Raw genomic sequence first — 20358 nt, 5'->3', positions numbered from 1 at the left:
ACTGGAGCGGTGTCTTAATCATCGTCGTCATCGTCCTTATCTTTAGCCGAACCGGCGTAGGCTTTTGGATACGGAACTTTACCTTTTGCAGCAAACCACAGAATCCGGTTCATCTGATCGTCGTTGCCCCGGTCCATACCTTTCTCCGCGTTTTTGATCGACAGCCTGGCAAAATTGAGCGCAGCACCAGTCAGCGAGGTCAAGGGCTTATTCATCTCATCGAGCCGAATTCGGTTTGGTAAGGCCGTGAACGGCGTCAGATCAGCCTTGTCGGTGAAGCAGTCGAACATGGGCAGGGCCGTCGCGTCGATGACGTTCATGGGTGGCAATCCCAGAATCTGTTCGATAGTGCGCACCATGGATGTCTGGTTGTAATTCGTGTGTACCGTCCGGCGAAGCCGTGAGTACGGACTGATTACGTACCCTGTCGTGCGGTAGGCCGATACGTGGTCCCAACCAGCCTGTGAGTCGTCTTCGGTGATAAAAATAACCGTATTGGCCGCAAACCGGCTGCGCTGAACGGCCTCGACAATCCGGCCCACCGCCAGGTCATTATCGGCCACCATCGCGCGGGGCGTTGGAAACTGAGGGCTCGTCCCCGACGTATGGTCGTTCGGCAGCGACATGACCATCAGGTTGGGCCATTCGTCGCCGGGACGGGCGGCCGTTTCGTTCAGTTCGCGGATAAAGGCGTCGGCCCGCATCTGATCGCTGATGGTTTCGTCGTCGCAGCCGGGGAAATCCATGGACAGGATCGGCTGCACCCGCGAGATGGTCGTGGTGTTCGTAAAGGAGAACGGCTGGCTCGTCTGCCGCATCTGAAAGAGCTTTTGCCAGTCGTACTGCTTCTTGTCGAACCGGCACGTACAGGCTTCGCCGTAGATGCGGACGGTTTTGCCGTGGTCGAGGGCGTTGTTCCAGATCAGGCCTTTTTTATTGTACACCAGTGCGTCATACAGCACGTGCGGATACGACCGAAACCACGCCCGGACGCTTTTTTCGGTGTAATCCGTTACCATGGCGGCATCGGCCCAGTGGTGCCCTTCGGCCGATGACTTACCCGATACGTAATAGTTATCGAGCAGCATAAACTCGCGGGTTAGCTGGTGCTGATTCGGCGTTACGCTATCGCCAAACACGCAAAGCGACGGCATGCCCCGCCCCTGCGGTATATCGCCCAGCACCTGATCGTAGGTGCGGTTTTCCTTGATGATGTAGAGCACATGGCTGAACACCGATGGTTCGCCAATACGCTCCGGAACTGGTCGGGGCGGTACGTTGGGCCGTGGCAGCTGCTCGGCCAGCGCCAGCCGGAACTGCAGACTCATCTTACGAACCTCATCCGTGTAGCGCGCCAGTTCGGCCTCGGTAGGTACGTTCAGGATCGAGAGTGTTGCCAACTGCCGGTGCGATGTAAAGGCCAACTGCTTCGGGTCGCTGCCGGTTTCGACCGCCGTCGCAATGCGGGACCCGTTGCCTTCGAGGTTGGCAACGTACAACTCTTTGCCGGAGCACAGAATACCACCGGGATAAGCCTGCGTCGGAATGTAGCCCTGCACCTGTCTTTCAGCCAGCGATACGACCGCCAGGGCGTTGTCGAGACCATTGGCGACGTAAAGTGTTGTGCCCGCCGAGTCAAGAGCCAGCGCGTTGGGCGTACTGCCGATATAGGACGTCTGCCCCTGAAACAAACCGACGCTGATCGAGTCGGTCACCTGCTGCGCCTGGGCGTCAATAACTGATACGTTATCGCTATTGCCGTTGGCGACGAACACGAACCGCCCATCGCGGCTGCTGACAATTGCGTTGGGATGCAGCCCGACCCTGACCTCTTTTTCAGCCTTGCCATTGCTGCGGTCAACGATCGAAACCGAGCCCTGGACTATGGCGCCCGTGCGCGGATCGACATAAGCGCTGCCCCACGGCACACCCGCCGTTTCCTGCCTGCTGGCCGAATCGGCAGTGGGCAAAGGCCCGGCCCAGTTGGTTACGTAAACCCGCTCACCAGTAACGGCTACGCCAAACGGAGCTACGCCGGTTGGGGCTGTCCAAACCACCTGCCGGTCAGCAAAACGGATTTTCGCCAGCTGGTTATTGCCGTTCAGCGCAACATACAGATACGGCTCGCCCGATTCCAGACTGACCGCGACGTCGTTGGGAAGCGCAATGGGTGCGGGCGCTACGGCCGCAAACGGAAGAAGCTCTACGTCGCCAATTTTCCCGTTAGCCCAGGTCGCAATCATCACCCCCGACTTGCCCCGCTCCCGCTCCGACGCACCCCAGACGATATAGGTTTTGTTCCGGTACGTAAAAGCCTCAATCCCTGAGTACGTGCTCATCATAGCCCTGTAGGCCGGAACCTCCCGAAACATCCATTGGTGAATTAGTTTACGGCTGACCCGGTCCAGCACGGCAATTCCGTAGCGATCTTCGATTACGATCTGAGTGCCGCCCGGTAATAACGCAAGGTCGAGGGTATGGTTTTCCAGTTTCGGGTCGCCGTACGTAAGAACCGTTCCGGCTGATTTAACCAGCCGGTTATAGGGCATGATGGTTGAGGATTTGTCATTGAGCGCCTGCCGGTCGGAGCGGTGGCGATAGGCGCGTTTCTGCGCCAGGGCGGTCAGGCTCAGAATAAGGAACAAACAGGTTACGCTAAACCGGAATAGATGCATGACGATCGCAAAGAGGGAGTGGCCCGAAGGTACTTTTCGTTCGCGAAAGTCACTACAAAATCCGATTGAAAAGCGTATATGACGTAACAAACCGTTACCGTGATTAGAGACGACCCCAGCTTAGCGAGTCCATTTCAGACCGGCTGTATTGAAACTGATCTGTCGTGTGCCCTGGGCGTAGAACCCGATTTCAATCACCATCGTTCGGGCAGCTTTCATCTGGTTGATGAGCTTCTGTTCAGCGTCGAAGAAGATGATGTTGGCCCGACCGTTCTCTGCCGCCGAGAAGGAATAGGATTGAGCTGGTTTGCCATCGAACCGGATGCGGGCATTGCCGCCTTCGAAACTCCGGTTAAACTGGCCTTTCGATACTTCCAGATAAACGTTCGTGCTCTCGTCGCGCTTCCGGATTGTCAGCATCGCGGTTGACCCACCGGCATACGGAAACCCGAACTGTAATACATCCGGCGACGTGATTGACGCCTTATAAACCCGACTACCGGTTTGATCAGCCCGTTCTTCGTACGTCCACCTACCAGCACGAGACGAAGGGCTGCTTTGGGGCATTGATTTCTCAGATGAAACCTCCCCTGTTTGTGTACTACTGGTATTGACCGCTGCCCGGGCGGAATCCGCCCCTGTCGATTGAGTCGTTTCCGGCTTCGTTGAGCAGCCAACAAGAAGTAACAGGCTAACTACGTAACTGAAGTTTTTCATTGGATTCCCTTCCAATAAGCTTATTGTGAATAAGCCGTCTGCTGTCTGATAAACTTTATCAGACAGCAGACGGCTCAAACAACGGCATCTCCGCATTAAGAATGCCGTTACTATGCCGTTTAAAATTTCGCGGTTACGTTCAACGGGCCAGTCCGTCGCGACGGGCGCGAGTACGGATACGTTCAGCCCGAGTCCGGCTGTCGGGGTGGCTGGACAGAAACGTCGTAATACGTCCACCCTGCTTACCCCCACTCAGCTTCGCCAGCTTCTCGAACGACGTGGCCAGCGCCATTACGTTGTAGCCATTACGCTTCAGAAAATTATAGCTGTAATCATCGGCTTCGGTTTCCTGCTGGCGGCTGAACGACGCCCCTGCCAGATAATCGGCCAGACCACCCAGCTGCGACCGCGACAGTTGGCCAATCAGGCCCGACGTTGACGCACCGACATTCCGTATCGCGGAGCGCCGAAGCGCCCTTTTCATAGCATCGCGTGAGTCATGGTTAATCACGTGGCCAATCTCATGGCCCATAATGGCCAGCAGTTCATTGTCGGTCATGATGTCCATTAACCCCTTAAACACCCGTACACTCCCATCGGCCGTTGCAAAGGCGTTAACATCCGCAATTTTATAAACTTTATAGTTGAGAGGCAGCCCACCCATGGTGCGGTGCCGACTGACGATTCGGTTCAGGCGTTGGGTATAGGGGTCATTTGGCCCCGCTACCGGATTTTTAGCGTCCATCTGCTGGACGGCCTGACGCGAATAGGCCGCCACCTGCGCATCAGACAAGGTAGCTGAATTGATTCCATCCAGCACGGCCTGCATCAGATTCCCCGCGCCCTGCGCATAGCTGAGAACAGGAAACCAAATCAGGATAAATAATAGGCTTGTTATGCGTTTCATGATTCAAGTCAATTTAGTGGATAAAGGTAAAAACCACTCTATGGACTTTGTAACCACCGCAAAAGTTTAATGAAAAGAGGAATTTGTTTGAAAATGGGCTCACCTTACTCATCCGTTGAGGGTGACATTCAGGACAGTTTAGGCAGCGCCCAGGGAGAACGATAACGGGCCTGGGCCAACGCCTGCGCCGGCTCATCACCAACGATTTTACCCTGACTGGCGTCCCAGATTAGTTTATGGCCTGTTCGATACGAGATATTACCTAACTGCGCGTGCAGCGCTACGTTACGCCCTGCCTCGGCCGGGCAATTGGGTTGCTGGCGAGACCGGATGCAGTCCAGAAAGTTACGGGTATGATTGTCGAGGTCCCGGCCGCCACCGTACTGAATCGGCATGGCCGGTGTCAGGTACCGACCGGCTTCCACTTCGGGCAGCACTTCCCATTTGCTCCGATCAATGACCACCGTGCCCAGGTTTCCAATAAACGCGACGCCATGATCCCGGTCGTATGGACCACGCATGGTACCCAGAGACTGCTCCCAGAGCAGTGAAAACGAACCAAAATCATAGAGTGCCTGAAGGGTGTCGGGGGTTTCGCCCGCCTGGTCAGGGAACCCGAATTTGCCGCCGGTTGCCACTACCGAGCGGGGCGCCGTTACGTTCATGCCCCAAAGTGCCACATCGATCATGTGCGCGCCCCAGTCGGTCATCAGCCCTCCGGCATAATCCCAGAAATAGCGGAACGTACCATGAAACCGGTTGCGGTTGAACGGACGCCGGGGCGCGGGCCCAAGCCACATATCATAATCAACGCCCGCCGGTACGGGCTCATCGGGCCGAATTGGAAACTCTTTACCGTAGTTCATGAACGCCCAGGTTTTCACCGAGCGAACGGTGCCGATATGACCGGCCTGAACGTAAGCCAGTGCTGCTTTCCAGTGTTCGCCACTGCGCTGCCACTGCCCTACCTGAACGATGCGGTTATATCGCTTAGCTGCAGCCACCATCAGATCGCACTCCTGAATGGAATTAGCCAGCGGCTTTTCGACATACACATCTTTTCCGGCCTGGCAGGCATACACCATCGGCAGACAATGCCAGTGGTCAGGCGTTCCGACGATGACGGCGTCAATAGTTTTATCATCCAGCAGTTTACGAAAATCAGCATAAAGACTCACCCGTTTGCCCGTCAGCTTCTCTAACTCATTAGCTCGTTTGTTTAACACATTGCTGTCAACATCACTTAGGGCCACACACATAGCGCCCGGACTTTTGAGCATCGACGTTAGATCGGCCCAACCCATACTGTTTACGCCAATCAGGCCAATGCGAATGGTGTCGGAAGGGGGCGCAGTACGCTCAGTTGGGATCGGGAAGGTGGCTGTCAGACCTGCGCCGGCAAGCAGTTGACCCGATTGATGAAGAAACGCACGTCGAGATGAGGACATCTTGTTAGAACAGAAAAAGTAAGGGCCTAAACAACCGGGAAACTCCTCGGTTGAACCGAATACAGTTTGGTAAAAAAGCGCTTAAATCTCCATTCCTACCTATATAATAGGCTTTTACACTCGTTTATTTCTGTCAATATAAATAGCGATTAACGATACCGAAAAGTAAATTTAGTAAGTAACTAATGTAGCTACATTATATGAACTATAGCCATTTAATCTCTCAAAAATTCAATTAAATAGTAAATAAGTTAAAATAACGTCAAAATATAAGGGTATTCGCTCATTTTTTTAAATGTGACTGATATACCGATTTATTACTCTAAATAATCCAAAGGGCTCAAGGATTGTTAAACCCATTGTTAATTCTATTTACCTTTACCAATGAAACAGAACAGCCTCGCTAGTAAGCAGTACAGCACTCATTACTCCAATTCACCCAAAGCGGATTCTTTTGAAACACTTTATAACCGTTATGTCGATAAAGTGTATCAGAAATGTCTGTCGATGACAAAGGATCCGGAAGCGGCTCAGGATTATACGCAGGACATATTCATTAAAGTGTTCAACAAACTGGACACCTTTCAGAATCGCTCCACTTTTTCAACCTGGCTGTATTCCATCTCTCACCATTACTGCCTCGATCAGTTGCGGGTCAGAAAACGGTACTCCAGTGAAGCGCTTCCCGACGAGGATCTAGACGATGAAGCGCTGATTGCTGCCGAATCTTCTGAAGACCGGATGGAGCTGCTGGAAAACGTCATGAACAGCCTGCCCGATGAAGAAATCACCTTACTTCGGCTCAAGCATGAGCAGGGCTTATCTATTCGGGACATTGCCAAGAAATATAACCTCAGTGAAAGTGCGGTGAAAATGCGCCTGAAACGCACGCGCGACAAGCTTTATGCCTTGTACACCAGCGCTCAGTAGCACGGGGCTGAAGGATTAAGACGCTGAATCTGCCATTACCCGAAGGGCACGAAATCCGGGCATAAAAAAGTAAGCCCCGCCCCGCACAAACACAAACTGCGGGATGGATTTTACTTTCCTGCGTACTGGATGATCTGGGATGGTAAATTCGCAGCGTACGTACTTCTTTTTTAAAAACGTAAAACCGGCAATCGGGTCTACATCATTATACAGGCCGTCGAACTTGGCGTTGTTCATCCAGGCGTTCTGGATAAACTCGAACTGGCGACCGATATTCGTATTGAAACAGATAAAGTAAAGGCCACGCGTTCCACCCTGCTTTGATGTCAGTAAATCGGCAGGAGCCATGCTTTCGGCCAGCGGCTCACCAAATGGTCGGCCCCGGCGCAGCAACCGGTGCCGTTTTGAAACGCTGATTGACGTAGCCGGGTCATTGTCAATCCCATCCCTCGGATTGGCCTTCCGGATATGCGCCCCAATTGGGCAGCCAAAGCCTTCCCGATCGCCTTCTTTGTAGGCAAAGGCATTCATCTGACTATCGGCCAAGGGTGGTGCCGTCGGTTCTGCGACCAGCGCCAATGGATTCCCATTAGGCCATCGTCCTACAAATTTAGACGCTACGTAAACCGCGTCTTTCCCCGCAAAGTGCGTGTTTTCGTTCGCGGCCTTCACAGCAAATTGCCAGAAATCCTGCACCTTCTGCTCCAGTTCCCGAAAGACCAGGTAACTTCCATTCCGGCCGAAATCAAATTCAGTATCGCCGAGCCGAAGGGTTGGGCTAAAGGGGATTTTTTGATACTCATTCGGGTAGCCCAGAATAAACTCGCCGGGCATAATGGTATTCGGGTCCTGCCCGGCGCTTGACGGGGTGTTTTTCGACGTCGTTCCTTCTTTTCCCAGGCCCACCAGCAACGGCTGCGAAAGCCCATCCCGGAACCCGAAATGCTCCTTCCCCTGCGGCAATATCCGGGTGTCTAACCGGATCTGTTCATCAATGCCGTAGTGAGGAAACTCTTCATGAATATCCCTGTACAGATTAGCCAGCGCAGCTTTATCGGCGGCATACAGCATCAGTACGGCATGGGGTTCCCGGCCGGGCTGTCCCCAACGCCATTGGTCAGGCGCGTTTGTGTCTATATCGCCCAGAGTCCGGCTGCGCGATTCCCGCACCATACCTTCAGTGAATTCGCGCGAAAACGATTCCGTAAACGAAGCTTTGGGCAGAAAAGTCAATATACCAGGATACGTAAACGCCAGATGCAGCGCCGTTGTGGCGGGTTTGACGGTGGCGGGCGTAATATCGGCTAAGCGCTTACGTAGCCACTGCCGGCCTAACTCAGGATCCTGAAAACGCAGCATGAGATAGCAGGCTTCGGGAAATTTTCCGTAGGCCCGGATCAGCAGTCCCTGCATATCCTCTTTCTCCAGATTGATCGGTTCCATCTTATAGCAAGGTTAACCAGTCGGCGGTTTGGCGGGGCGTCATGGGTTGCCCTATTCCGCGAACAATAGCATGGTTCTGTATAATATTTTTGACAGTCAGACCCTTGTAAGCACTGTACCAGACCTGCGTTAAGATCTGATGCTTCCGGGTCCACTGTTTAAACCGTTCCTCGTCGGTCGCGCCGTCCAGAATCAGAAATCGGGTTCGGGGAAATTCCTGCGTATTGCTCCAGGCCAGAGTTAGACCCACAGCAGCCCGATCCACAAAATCGCCGAGGTAATTTTCCCAGCTACCATCAAAATTGCTGAAAAACAACAGCCGTTTTCCCCGGTCGATGAGTAGCCAGCGGGCAAAATGAATTGTGCCAATATCGCCGAGCCGCCCCTGGTTGTACGTATAAGTAGCCAGCAGTTGCAGCGCACCGAGGGCCAGCCGCTGCAGACTCCGCCGGAACAGTCCCGGCTGCAGTTCAATCAGGTGAGTCAGCTGGTTCTGAACAACGAGGTCTTCCCGTTCCGTTAAAGCTTCTACGTCCTCAAAAGTTATATCCCCCTCGGATAATGGAATGGCCTTCTTCTCCAGATAACGCAGGTACAGCACACCCAAAGCCACCGCCAAAAGGAACCCAACGATACCCCACCAGCCCAGTAGCCAGCCGATTAACACGAACAGCAATACCAGCAAGCCAATACCTACGTACTTGACAGCCGATGCAGCCAGATGCGGGAGCTTAACATCGGCCGTTGGTCGCCAGCCGGGTTTATGCCGGGCGATGTAGGCATCTATACCTGCTTTGAGTTGATTGGCTGTCTGGTTAGCCGTCTGCGGCTGCTCCAGATACTCCTGAATTAGCGTACGTACCCCGTTTTCGTCCTGAATCTGGCTCACCGACATCCCCCGATGCCCCCGGTAGAAGGTCTGAATAGGCTGTTTATGGTTATGAACGAATTGCCGGATTGCTTTTTCCGGTGAGCCCGACGCGTTATAACCCGTACAGCAGCCAAAAACACGGTGAAAACCCGCTAACGTAGCCGGACTGGTTATCTCCTGCAGGTGCACGTCCAGAGACGTGTCAAAATTGCAGCTATAGGCCAGTTGCGCGGGCGTCGTTCGGTTCTGGTTGTCGGTAAACGCGGGCAAAATGACTAACCGCGCAAAATGAACACCCGGTAATTGCTTGAAGGGAATAATCAGATTAGCCTCTACGTCCGCTTCGATAGCAGCCAGTATAGTTTCCAGCGACGCTCGTTTTGCCTCATCAATTGGAGCTATGACGGTCAGTGCCAGTTGATCGGTAAACGGTTTCATAGTGCGGATTTTGCGAACCAGCCATAGTCAGTTAGTGGCTGGGACAGGTTCTGGCTACGTCAGGAGCTGATAATCACGACAAAAAGGTACTTCCTTCAGCTTTATGATGGCGCTAACTTCTTAGTATTCGGCAGCGAGAATACGTAGAAGGCCACGCTGCTATACAAACCGCAGTAATTAATCGCTCCATCCAGTTAGTCGTAAAAGCCAAAGCGCTCATCAACAGGTTGGCCAAAAAAAGCCTGACACAATACGTGTCAGGCTCGTTGAAAGTCAGAGACGGAAAACCCGTTACGTTAAAACGCTACCGGTTTGAGCCGCAGACCCGTATCCTCGGGGAGGCCAAAGATCAGGTTCATATTCTGCACCGCCTGTCCCGACGCGCCCTTGGTCAGGTTATCGATTACGCTCGTAATAAGCAGCTGCCCTTCATGCAGTTCGAGATGAAGCAAACATTTGTTGGTGTTCACGACCTGTTTTACGTCCACGGGTGACTCGCTGACGTGCGTAAACGGATGATTTTCGTAATACGTCCGGTACAGCTCCTTGGCTTCATCCCCGGAACCGGTAAACGGCGTGTAGATATTCGCCATAATACCCCGCGTAAAATCGCCCCGGTACGGCACGAAATTGATCGCATGGCTGAAATCCGGGTCAAGCATGGTCAGGCTCTGCCGGATTTCGGCGAGGTGCTGGTGCGTAAAGGCTTTATAGATTGAGATGTTGTTGTTGCGCCATGTAAAGCCCGTGGTCGGCACCAGCGCCTGCCCGGCACCCGTGCTGCCCGTCACGGCACTCACCTGCACAGCGTCGGTCAGCAGGCCAGCTTTAGCCAGGGGCAGCAAAGCCAGTTGGATACTCGTTGCAAAACAGCCGGGGTTGGCAATCCGGGTGGCTTCCTGAATCCGGTCGCGCTGAAGCTCGGGCAAGCCATACACGAAATCGTCGTGTTCATCGCGAAAATCCGCGCTCAGGTCAATCACGGCAATATCGTCGGAGATGTCGTGTTCGGCCATGAACTTTACTGATGCGCCATGTCCCGAGCACAGAAACACAGCATCCAGACCTTCCTGCGCCAGCAAAGTAGCTGGCTCCTCGCCCGAAAACCGTAGATCGGTATCGCCCAGCAGATCGGTATGCGTTGCCCAGACGGGTTTACCCGCCTGGCTGTTGCTATGCACAAACGCTACGTTGACGAAAGGATGATTGATCAGGATGCGCAGCAGTTCGCCACCCGTGTAGCCTGCTCCGCCGATAATACCGATATTGATTGTCATTGCTTTTTTCTGAACTGCGCTTTATACCTGACAAGAATCCTACTGAAAGAATTCCGTCAGGCCTGTTCTGCAATCGTTTTGTATAACTCTATATGCCGCTGTATGAACTTCGCCCACGAGAACTGCGACGCTCGCGCGATGGCCTTCGCCGACAGGTTAGCCCGCAGCGAGGAGGACTGGATCAAGGTCAGCATGGCCTGGCAAAGCGCGTTGACATCGGTCGGCGGGACGCGGATGGCGGCATCGCCAACGACCTCGGCGCTGGCCGGAATATCGGAAACGATAACCGGAAGGCCACACTGCATAGCTTCCAGCGGGGGCAGGCCAAACCCTTCGTACAGGGACGGATAAACAAACCCCAGCGCACCCGCGTAAAGCGGAGCCAGATGCTCGTCCGGTACGAATCCCGTCACGACCAGCCGCGACCGCAGCGTATCGTGCCGACTTAATTCGTCAACAATCCGGTCGAACTTCCAGCCTTTGGTACCTACCAGTACCAGCTTTACGTCTGCCGGAATCTCACCGGATTTAGCCAGCTTTACGAAGCAGCGAATCAGATGATCGGTATTCTTACGCGGCTCAAACGTAGCCAGGCTCAACAGGTAAGGCGTTTCGCCGATACCATACTGCTGCCGGATAGCCTGTTTCTGGACTTCGTCCGCTACCGGATGAAATAAGGTCGGTGATGCGGCCAGGTGAATAGGCACTACGCGGGCGGGGTCGAAGCCCGTGTACTGACAGAAGTCATCTTTGGTCGCCTGCGAAACGGTCGTTACCCAGGCCGTCGGCGGCAGAGCTTCAATGACCTGCCGGACGGTTTGCTCCCCCGCCGGAAACCACTCCGGGTGCAGAATCGGAATCAGATCGTGAATCGTCTGCACTGTCGGAATCTGCCGCACCGATTTGGGAATCGAAAAAAACGGCGAGTGGTAGATGGCTCCTTCCGGGAACTGCGTCACCCGAAACCGGCCCTGCTCCCGATTGAACGCCTTACGCGTCCGGTAGGCCACCTGCCGGATGGCCTTCGATGGCAGACTGCCGGCTTCAAACGGGCCCAGCAGCGCGTTTTCGAGCCGGGCCGACAGTCGGCCGCCAGCCGTGTTGACGAACGGAGGCATACTGCCGTTGAACGCCTGCCGGACATACCGCATGGTTTCGGGCAGATGGGTGGAAGCCGCCAGCGACAGATCTATGTCGCTGGCTTGCCACAGCCCTTTCAGCAGCTCCTCGGCTACGCGGCTAACCCCCGTCTGTGCCTTCCGGTGGTAAAACCCGATACCCAGCGGGCTCGCATCAAGAATTATGTTCACGTATTTTCTCGTAGATCATCACCTGATTGGAAGCCACCTTCGAGAAGCCCCGTACATCGTCGCCGGTCCAGGCGTTGTTCATTTCGCCATACGAACCAAAAGCCGACGACATCAGGTCATAGTCCGATTCAATACCCATCACCTGGAAACGATATGGAGCGAGCTGGACGTGTACCTTACCCGAAACATGCCCCTGCGTATCGCTCAGGAACGTTTCGATGTTGCGCATAACGGGGTCCATAAACTGGCCTTCGTGGAGCATCGTGCCATACCAGTTGGCCAGTTGATCTTTCCAGTACAGCTGCCACTTGGTCAGTACGTGTTTTTCGAGCGTATGATGCGCTTTAATCAGGATCAGCGGAGCGGGCGCTTCAAAACCAACCCGGCCTTTGATACCGATAATCGTATCGCCAACGTGAATGTCGCGGCCAATACCGAACGGACTGGCCAGTTCGGTCAGTCGACGGATTGCGTCAACGGGGTTGTCGAACGTTTCGTCGCCAGACGCTCCGGCAATACCTTTGATTTCGCCCTGCGAAAACGTGAGCGTAATGGTTTCGGGCTCCGTCTTGCTCACCGGCGTCGGCCAGGCCGACTCAGGCAGGAACTGGTCGGAGGTCAGCGTTTCTTTGCCGCCAACCGACGTACCCCACAACCCTTTGTTGATGGAATAGGCCGCCTTGTGCCACTCCTGCTCGACACCTTTCGACTTGAGGTATTCGATTTCGGCCTCGCGCGAGAGTTTCAGATCGCGGATAGGCGTAATGATTTCGGCTTCGGGCGCGATAATCCGGAATGCCATATCGAAACGTACCTGATCGTTCCCGGCACCGGTCGAACCGTGTGCAATTGCCGACGCGCCGATTTGCCGGGCGTATTCGGCCGCAGCAATGGCCTGAAAAATCCGTTCGGCACTTACACTGAGTGGGTACGTATTGTTTTTCAGCACGTTTCCGAAGACCAGATACTTCAGACACTGCTGGTAATAATCGTCCGTCTTGGAGATGGTAACGTGGGATTTAACTCCCAGCGAGTAAGCCCGCTCTTCAATGGCTTTCAGTTCGGCATCCGAGAAACCGCCTGTGTCAACCAGTACCGAGTGGACTTCGAGCCCCCGGTCTTCAGACAAATATTTTACGCAGAAGGAGGTATCCAGACCCCCGCTAAAGGCAAGAACTACTTTTTCAGACATCAGACAGAAGACATTGGACGCGAACCACGCCCGCCGTTTAGATAGTTTTGGCGGGGCAAATATCGGGTTTCCAGCGTTATGTTGTGTGAATGATGACCATCATTCATTCGAACATGCCTCTATTTGAACGCATCTGCCTTTTCTGCCTACAACAGAACCAGTAAACTACCGGGCAGAACCCGTACTTCCGCCCGCCCATCGGGTAACGTCAGGGGTTCGCCGTCGGCGTGAATAAGCAAAGGCCCTTCGGCCTGCACGATAGCCTTCGTAACGGACCGGCCCTGCCAGTAGGCCGAACGATTGAGCGTTTTATTGAACAGCCGCCACGCCAGCACGCCCGCCAGTTGGGCCGGAAAAGGCCGGAGCTCGCACTGCTCCAGCCGACCGTCGGCAATGTTTGCCGTAGGCGCCATCCAGGCATTATTACCAAACTGACCCGCATTGGCAAACGTCAGCGAGAACAACGTTCTCTCTTGACCGTCAATGACGTACTGGGTTGGCCGGTACGCCCAGAAAGCACGGAATGCCGTTTGTACGTAGGTTGACAGGCCCCGCACAGGCTGCTGGGCGAAAACGTGGGCTACATATGCTTCAAAGCCCAGGCCCGCCGTACAGAAAAACGGATGCTGGTTGATCTCTCCGCTGTCAATCACGACCGGTCGCCCGTTCAAGGCCCGTTCGATGGCCTTCAGCGGAATAAGCGGAATCCCTAAATGACGCGCCAGACCATTACCCGAGCCGATGGGAACGATGCCGAGGGCCGTTGCTGACCGCCGAAGCGCCTGCGCCGTTTCGTTGATGGTGCCGTCGCCACCGATGGCCAGCACCCGGCTGACGCCCCGCCGGACGGCCTCAGCCGCCAGCTCGGTTGCGTGGCCGGGTCGCTCCGTGAATACCGCTTCGGGCGCGTATCCGAGGGCTTCGGCCCGCTGCAGAAACGTATCGCGTAGCCGGGTTTTCTGGTTGAGAGAGATAGTACCCGACAGCGGGTTGATGAAGGCCAGAACGGCCGGTAAATTGGCCACTCAGGAAAAGAATATAAAGAGAACGATAATAAACACCACAATGAAGACGTAGTACCAGCCGTCGGAGAAGATATACGGCTTATACTCGTTATAAAACTTCTGAATCCTGTTCATGAGCAGGTAGCTTGCATGCCTCCACAAAGGTAACGAAAGTAAGCCCAACTGGTTATGCGGCCTCTTACAATGCCTGCCCACCATTCACCGCCAGCACGTGCCCGTTGACAAACGAGGCTTCGTCGGAGGCCAGGTAAAGATACGCGTAGGCAATGTCTTCGGGCTTGCCGATGCGCCGGACGGGCACATTGGCGACCGCCTTGTTACGTACATCTTCAGGCATGGCGTCGGTCATGGCCGTCTGAATGAAACCCGGCGCGACGGCATTGGCCGTAATCCCTTTTGGACCAAGTTCTTTAGCCCACGAACGCACCATGCCGATAATCCCGGCCTTGGCAGCCGCGTAGTTGGTCTGCCCGAACGCGCCATGCACCCCGTTAATGGACGACGTGCAGATAATCCGGCCGTACTGCCGCTCAACCATGTAAGGCGCAACAATCTTCGTGCAGTTAAATACGCCCGTCAGGTTTACGTCAATAACCTGCTGCCACTCCAGAAACGACATTTTCAGCAGGGTTTTGTCGCGCGTGATGCCGGCGTTGTTGATCAGAATATCAATCTGGCCGTAGCGGTCAATCACTTCGCGGGCCGCGGCCTCAATGCCCGGCACGTCGGTTGTACTGACGCGCATAAATTCACAACGAAAGCCCTGATTACTTAACATCAGAGCCGTTGCCTCGCCTTCATCGAGCAAATCCCAGATAACCACCGTAGCGCCTTCGCGGCAGAAGACTTCGGCGGCACCCTGTCCAATGCCCCGGGCCCCCCGGTAATTATGGCAACTTTATTCTGTAGTCTCATAGTGATCTGAGTCTGGAATTATCGTGCAACCACCACGGCTTTGCCAACGACCCGGCGCTCCATCAGGTCGCGGAGGGCCTCGGGTGCGTCGGCGAGCGAATATAGGCGGTAGATGTGTTGTTTAAGCTGACCGCCGGTGATCCAGTGCAGAATCTGACGGAAGTTTTGCTGGCTCATCTCCGGTTCACGCTGCGCAAACGCGCCCCAGAATACGCCCACAATGGATGCTCCCTTCAGCAACGCCAGATTCAGCGGAATGTTCGGAATCTGACCGGCCGCGAAACCGACCACCAGATACCGGCCTTTCCACGCCAGCGACCGAATCGCTGGTTCAGCGTAACGATCCCCAACCGGGTCATAGATAACGTCAACGCCGTTACCGTTCGTCAATTCTTTAAGGCGGTCGCGAAGGTTTTCAGTAGTGTAATTAATGGTTTCAGCAGCCCCCATCGCCCGGCAGACGGCCAGTTTCTCTTCGCTCGATGCGGCTGCAATCACGCGCGCGCCCATCAGTACGCCTAACTGTACAGCCGCCAGCCCGACGCCCCCGGCCGCTCCCATGACCAGGAGGGTTTCACCGGCCTGCAGATTTGCCCGATCCTTCAGGGCATGGTACGACGTACCGTAGGTGTACATGGTCGAAGCGGCCGTAACGAAATCCATTGCCCCAGCCGCTCCGCTGGTTGGCATGGGTAGCGTTGTTGCTGCGTTAGCCACGACTTCTTCGGCAAAACCGCCGTGCCCCGTCAGCGAAAAAACCGCATCGCCAACGCGCAGGTGCTCAACGCCCTCGCCTACTTCAATGACTGTACCCGACACTTCGCCCCCCGGCGAAAACGGGAACGGCGGCTTGAACTGATACTTTCCCTCAATCATGAGCGTATCGGGAAAGTTAACCCCGCAGGCTTCCACCTGAATTACAACCTGCCCGTTACCCGCTTTCGGCGAAGGAACTTCCTTCAGGACGAGTTGTTCGGGCGGACCGAATTGCTGACACAAAATGGCTTTCATGAGGTTATAAAAAACGGAGCTATAGGGTTCTTTATCGTCCAAACGAACACAAATCGCGGTAATGACTTTGGCAATTCATTTTTCAACGGGCGAATCCTGTAGCTTTACCCTAAATCCCGTTTACGATGAAGCAGCTTTACGTTCTCTTACTATTAAACCTGCTGGCGTTTCCCGCTGTTAGTCAGCCCAACACCGCAGCCCTGAACCAGGACCGCCGGACTATCTTACAGGTACTGCAACGCCAGACCAACGATTGGAACGAAGGCCGCGTTGATAAGTTTATGGAAGGCTACTGGCCGTCTGATTCGCTAACCTTTGTGGGTAAAGCGGGGATTACCTATGGCTACCAGGCCACACTCGCCAATTATAAAAAACGCTATCCCGACCGGGCATCGATGGGTACGCTTAAGTTCGATATTCTGCACCTGGACTTTCCCGCTCCCAATGTCGCCTACGTAATTGGCCGCTGGCACCTGACCCGGCCCAAAATTGGTGACGCTGGCGGGCATTTTACGCTGCTCTGGCGTAAAATCAAAAAACGCTGGGTCATCGTCAGCGATCACAGTAGTTAATCACAACGAGTGTATCAGCTTATTCGCTCACCCGTTCGATTCGGGCGGGCTCTGTAATCTTGGGCTCCCGGTTCGATAGCCGCTCGCGGAGTTCGGTAACGGGTTTCTCGAAGAACTTGAACAGCAGCGTTGACAGCACCAGTACCAATGCCCAGAACAGGCCGACCTTGAGCCAGCCCGTCAGCAGTGAGGTCGTAGGAATCCGCTCGACCACATTGATCATAATGGGCGTCAGGTTGAGCAGGTACATCGAATACGAAATCAGGCTGACGTGCGTAATGGCACGAGCAATACCGAACTGGCTCCAGCCGCTCGTTGCTGTCCGCCAGCCGTCCATGTATGGCAGCAGCAGGGCCATACTCAGGCCAATAAACGGAAAGTAAAAGGTTCGTTTATAAAAGACGTAGGCCGGATAAACGCCTGCTTCGTAGTAGAACTTCAGGATAACAATCGAGGCCGAAAACGCAGCGATAAGCGTCAGCAGCAGACCCGCCGTGAGCAACCGCCGGCGAAGCAGTTCGCTGGCCCACTCACGCGGGTAATATTGCTTTACGTATGCCGCCAGCACGCCATAGGAAATCGCATCCAGCCGCGTCAGAACAATGCCCCGGTAGCCCAGTTCACCCGCCGAAATAGGAATCTGAATGGCCGTAATAAAGCGGTACAGGTTCGTTCCCAGAATAATTGTCAGGATGGTAGCGAGCACAATCCGCTGGTGCGGCCAGCGGGCCGATAGCAGGCTGTGCATGACCCATAACAGCAGCGGCAGCGTAATGTATGACCACTCTTCAATGGCCAGACTCCAGGTTTCGGGAAAGAAATCGGGGACGTAGTGAGCAAAGTTCTGCAGAAAGAAAAAGTATTGAATCAGCGTCCCTTTCTCCGGCAACGTATGGTGCAGGCCACTGCGCCAGGCCCGCAACAGGGCGAAAGCAATCAGACCCGTCAGGACCAGATAGTAGTTTGGCAGGGTACGAAACCAACGGCGCGTCCAGAAGTTCAGCAGCAGGCCACCGTCGAAACGGCCGCTCTTTTCATACGACCGGATCAGAATTCCACCAATCAGAAAGCCGCTCAGCACAAAAAACAGTTCTACGCCATCGGGCAGCAGGTGGTGCCAGAACGCTCCGCTATAATATTCCTTCAGCGCAACCGTCGCGTGGGCGTCGACAACGATGAGAATGGCGGCCGCCCGCATGACATCCAGACCAAACACGCGTTTGCCGGACGACGCATCGAGCGAAAACAGATTATTAAGCATAGTCAAACCAAGTCGGCAACAAAACTACGCGCAAACGCCCAGACTTAGACCGGAAAATAGCCAGCGGGATTTGTAGCTTTGCCGTATGATACCCGAATTTACACTGAACGCCGTCCATCGGTATACCTTCCGGTTTTCGCAAGCCGACGTAGTTGATTTTGCCCGTATCACCGGCGACACCAACCCGCTGCATCTCGATGCTGATTTTGCGGCCTCAACGCCTTTCAAACGCCCGATTATCCACGGCATGCTGGCGGCCAGCATTTTCACAAAAGTGCTCGGCACCGAGTTTCCGGGCTCCGGCTCCGTATATCTTGGACAGACCCTGGAGTTTCTACGCCCCATGTTCGTCGATACAGACTACACGGCTACGTTTACGGTTAAGTCCACCAACCCGGCCAAGCATACGGCCGACGTTACGGGCGAGATCCGCGATGCCCAAACCAACAAAGTCACCATGCGGGGCGTCGCCACCCTCATGCATCCGGAGAAGATCTAGACAGCAAAAAACGCCCCCGTCAGCAGCCTTGCCGGACGGGGGCGTTTAAGATTTATGACCAGAGAGGTCAGTTACGCTTTCTCGGCTTTGTTCTTGGTGTCCTGAACTTCCGAGCGAATGTTTTGCGCCAGCGTCTTTAAATCCTGCATCCCTTTACGAACACGGGTGCCAGCAGCCTGGTTATTTTTTTCGTAGAACTTTTCGAAATCGCCTTCCAGCGACATAACCAAATTCTTTACTTCATCGAAGCGTGCCATAGCGATACGTATGGGTTTAAGTGAGTAAAATGCCCAAAATTCCGCTAAAAACGCGGTTTTCGGCTGAAATTTACTCATTCTAACATACAGCGCAATAGGCAGGCCAAAAAAATAGCCAAAAAATCCTACTTTTAACCAAAAACCCTACTCACTGGCTGCTTCGGCCGATACCTCGAGGGTTTCGGGGGCGATTTCGGAGCCATTCTGGCGGTAATAGCCGCTTTTTAGCTTTCCAGCGATAGCCGAGAACGCTTCGAGCGTAAACTGTACATCGTCGAGGGTATGCGCGGCCGTTGGGATGATGCGCAGCATAATTACATCCTTCGGAACGACCGGATAAACGACAATCGAGCAGAAGATCCGGTGGTTCTCGCGCAGGTCACGTACCAGCGCTGTCACCCCCGGAATACCTCCCTCCAGATTCTGCAGCAGAACCGGCGTTACAGGCGACTGCGTATCGCCAATATTAAAGCCGCGCTCCTGCAGGCCGCTTTGCAGCGCCCGCACGTTAGCCCAGAGCCGGTCGCGGAACTCCGACGAGTTCCGAATCATTTCCAGCCGCTTCAAACCGCCCACTACATACGGCATCGGCAAGGCCTTGGCGTAGGTCTGCGACCGCATGTTGTATTTCAGATACATGATGATGTCGTGGTCGGCGGCAATAAACGCTCCGATTGCCGCCATTGACTTGGCAAACGTCGAGAAGTACAGGTCGATACCGTCCTGGCAGCCGAGCATTTCGCCGACGCCCGCGCCGGTAGCACCCATCGTGCCAAAGCCGTGGGCATCGTCGACCAGCAGCCGGAATTCGTATTTTTCTTTCAGCGCGACAATCTTGTCCAGACTGCCCACCTTACCCGACATACCGAAGACACCTTCCGTAATGACCAGAATGCTTCCCCCCGTTTCGGCTACTTTCCGGCTAGCGCGCTGGAGGTTTTTCTCCAGGCTGGCCATATCGTTATGGTTAAACTTATAGTAGTCGCCCATCTTAGCCTTGTGAAGGCGGATACCGTCGATCAGACAGGCATGACTTTCGGCATCATACACGATAATATCACGGTGATCAACGACCGCTTCAATAGCCGACATGACCCCCTGATAACCATAATTCAGCAAAAAAGCATCTTCCTTCCCAACAAACTGGGCCAGCTCCTTTTCGAACTGTTCGTGGAGATCGGAGTTACCAGACATCATCCGGGCACCCATTGGATAAGCTAGCCCCCACTGCGTGGTGGCGTCGGCATCGGCCTTACGTACTTCTGGATGATTGGCCAGGCCAAGATAGTTGTTCAGACTCCAGTTCAGTACGTCCTTCCCCTGGAAGCGCATATGTGGTCCAAGCTCGCCCTCAAGCTTGGGAAATGCGAAGTAATGGTGGCCATTGTACTCCCGTGCCGGCGAGCCGATGGGTCCTAGATTGGTGCGCAGTTTCTCAAATAAATCCACTTTTTGTCCGTATTTAATGGGCTAAACTCTTGTTTTTGACGTGGTAAGTGCAAAAATACGTTTAACTTTTGGTAGCACAAATTGATTCCGAAAAATTCAATTTAATAACCGTTTTGTGACAAAGCCGTATTATTGATCAATAATTGTCATTTATAGCTCTA

At 54.2% G+C, this 20358-nt stretch carries 17 protein-coding genes and 1 pseudogene; 3 read left to right on the top strand and 15 right to left on the bottom strand.

Annotation, left to right across the window (positions count from 1 at the left end):
* Positions 1 to 14: 14 nt before the first annotated feature.
* The 4 genes from HNV11_RS05040 to HNV11_RS05025 form a co-directional block, all read right to left on the bottom strand.
* Positions 15 to 2645, bottom strand: a complete 2631-nt coding sequence (locus HNV11_RS05040) for a bifunctional YncE family protein/alkaline phosphatase family protein (protein WP_317168065.1) — start codon at positions 2643 to 2645, stop codon at positions 15 to 17.
* Positions 2646 to 2795: 150 nt separating this feature from the next.
* Positions 2796 to 3242 carry a hypothetical protein gene (locus tag HNV11_RS05035; RefSeq protein ID WP_240163775.1) on the bottom strand — a complete coding sequence of 149 codons (447 nt, stop codon included), beginning with the start codon at positions 3240 to 3242 and terminating at the stop codon, positions 2796 to 2798.
* A gap of 289 nt (positions 3243 to 3531) precedes the next feature.
* Complete coding sequence (locus tag HNV11_RS05030; RefSeq protein ID WP_171738628.1) at positions 3532 to 4299, bottom strand: M48 family metallopeptidase; 768 nt, start codon at positions 4297 to 4299, stop codon at positions 3532 to 3534.
* A 128-nt stretch (positions 4300 to 4427) separates the two neighbouring features.
* Positions 4428 to 5747 carry a Gfo/Idh/MocA family protein gene (locus tag HNV11_RS05025; protein ID WP_171738627.1) on the bottom strand — a complete coding sequence of 440 codons (1320 nt, stop codon included), beginning with the start codon at positions 5745 to 5747 and terminating at the stop codon, positions 4428 to 4430.
* A 384-nt stretch (positions 5748 to 6131) separates the two neighbouring features.
* Between HNV11_RS05025 and HNV11_RS05020 the strand changes: the two genes are divergently transcribed.
* Positions 6132 to 6677 (top strand): RNA polymerase sigma factor, encoded by a 546-nt coding sequence (locus HNV11_RS05020; protein WP_171738626.1) that lies wholly within the window; start codon positions 6132 to 6134, stop codon positions 6675 to 6677.
* A 15-nt stretch (positions 6678 to 6692) separates the two neighbouring features.
* On the opposite strand, the gene HNV11_RS05015 is transcribed toward HNV11_RS05020, so the two are convergent.
* From HNV11_RS05015 to HNV11_RS04980, 8 genes and pseudogenes are all read right to left on the bottom strand, one after another.
* Positions 6693 to 8120: a Dyp-type peroxidase gene (locus tag HNV11_RS05015; protein WP_171738625.1), complete on the bottom strand. Its 1428-nt coding sequence runs from the start codon at positions 8118 to 8120 to the stop codon at positions 6693 to 6695.
* Between the two features lies 1 nt (position 8121).
* Entirely contained in the window at positions 8122 to 9429 is a 1308-nt protein-coding gene (locus tag HNV11_RS05010) for a hypothetical protein (protein ID WP_171738624.1), read from the bottom strand.
* A 296-nt stretch (positions 9430 to 9725) separates the two neighbouring features.
* Positions 9726 to 10706 carry an N-acetyl-gamma-glutamyl-phosphate reductase gene (argC, locus tag HNV11_RS05005; protein WP_171738623.1) on the bottom strand — a complete coding sequence of 327 codons (981 nt, stop codon included), beginning with the start codon at positions 10704 to 10706 and terminating at the stop codon, positions 9726 to 9728.
* Positions 10707 to 10762: 56 nt separating this feature from the next.
* Positions 10763 to 12016, bottom strand: a complete 1254-nt coding sequence (locus HNV11_RS05000; RefSeq protein WP_171738622.1) for a glycosyltransferase family 4 protein — start codon at positions 12014 to 12016, stop codon at positions 10763 to 10765.
* Complete coding sequence (locus tag HNV11_RS04995; protein WP_171738621.1) at positions 12000 to 13208, bottom strand: argininosuccinate synthase; 1209 nt, start codon at positions 13206 to 13208, stop codon at positions 12000 to 12002. Before HNV11_RS04995 ends, HNV11_RS05000 begins: the two co-directional genes overlap by 17 nt.
* Positions 13209 to 13354: 146 nt before the next feature.
* Positions 13355 to 14233, bottom strand: coding sequence for a diacylglycerol/lipid kinase family protein (locus tag HNV11_RS04990; protein WP_171738620.1), 879 nt, complete (start codon positions 14231 to 14233; stop codon positions 13355 to 13357).
* 178 nt (positions 14234 to 14411) lie between these two features.
* Positions 14412 to 15148, bottom strand: a pseudogene (gene fabG / locus HNV11_RS04985) (3-oxoacyl-ACP reductase FabG).
* A gap of 18 nt (positions 15149 to 15166) precedes the next feature.
* Positions 15167 to 16159, bottom strand: coding sequence for an NADPH:quinone oxidoreductase family protein (locus HNV11_RS04980; RefSeq protein WP_171738619.1), 993 nt, complete (start codon positions 16157 to 16159; stop codon positions 15167 to 15169).
* 125 nt (positions 16160 to 16284) lie between these two features.
* Here HNV11_RS04980 and HNV11_RS04975 point away from each other — a divergent pair, with 125 nt between their 5' ends.
* On the top strand, positions 16285 to 16731 hold the full coding sequence (locus HNV11_RS04975) for a YybH family protein (protein WP_171738618.1): 447 nt from the start codon (positions 16285 to 16287) through the stop codon (positions 16729 to 16731).
* A 19-nt stretch (positions 16732 to 16750) separates the two neighbouring features.
* Here the strand turns inward: HNV11_RS04975 and HNV11_RS04970 are convergent, their stop codons facing one another.
* Entirely contained in the window at positions 16751 to 17992 is a 1242-nt protein-coding gene (locus tag HNV11_RS04970; protein ID WP_171738617.1) for an acyltransferase family protein, read from the bottom strand.
* 85 nt (positions 17993 to 18077) lie between these two features.
* On the opposite strand from HNV11_RS04970, the gene HNV11_RS04965 reads away from it, so the two are divergent.
* Positions 18078 to 18491 carry a MaoC family dehydratase gene (locus HNV11_RS04965; protein ID WP_171738616.1) on the top strand — a complete coding sequence of 138 codons (414 nt, stop codon included), beginning with the start codon at positions 18078 to 18080 and terminating at the stop codon, positions 18489 to 18491.
* 71 nt (positions 18492 to 18562) lie between these two features.
* Here HNV11_RS04965 and HNV11_RS04960 read toward each other — a convergent pair whose 3' ends face one another.
* The gene (locus tag HNV11_RS04960; RefSeq protein ID WP_171738615.1) at positions 18563 to 18748 is read right to left on the bottom strand and encodes a histone H1; all 186 of its coding nucleotides are present in this window, start codon (positions 18746 to 18748) and stop codon (positions 18563 to 18565) included.
* Positions 18749 to 18892: 144 nt separating this feature from the next.
* Positions 18893 to 20197 (bottom strand): aminotransferase class I/II-fold pyridoxal phosphate-dependent enzyme, encoded by a 1305-nt coding sequence (locus tag HNV11_RS04955; RefSeq protein WP_171738614.1) that lies wholly within the window; start codon positions 20195 to 20197, stop codon positions 18893 to 18895.
* Positions 20198 to 20358 lie beyond the last annotated feature (161 nt).

It is taken from the genome of Spirosoma taeanense (assembly GCF_013127955.1).
In the GTDB taxonomy this organism is placed as follows: domain Bacteria; phylum Bacteroidota; class Bacteroidia; order Cytophagales; family Spirosomataceae; genus Spirosoma; species Spirosoma taeanense.
The sequence above is the reverse complement of the archived record's forward strand: the minus strand, read 5'-3'. Positions and strand labels throughout refer to the sequence as shown.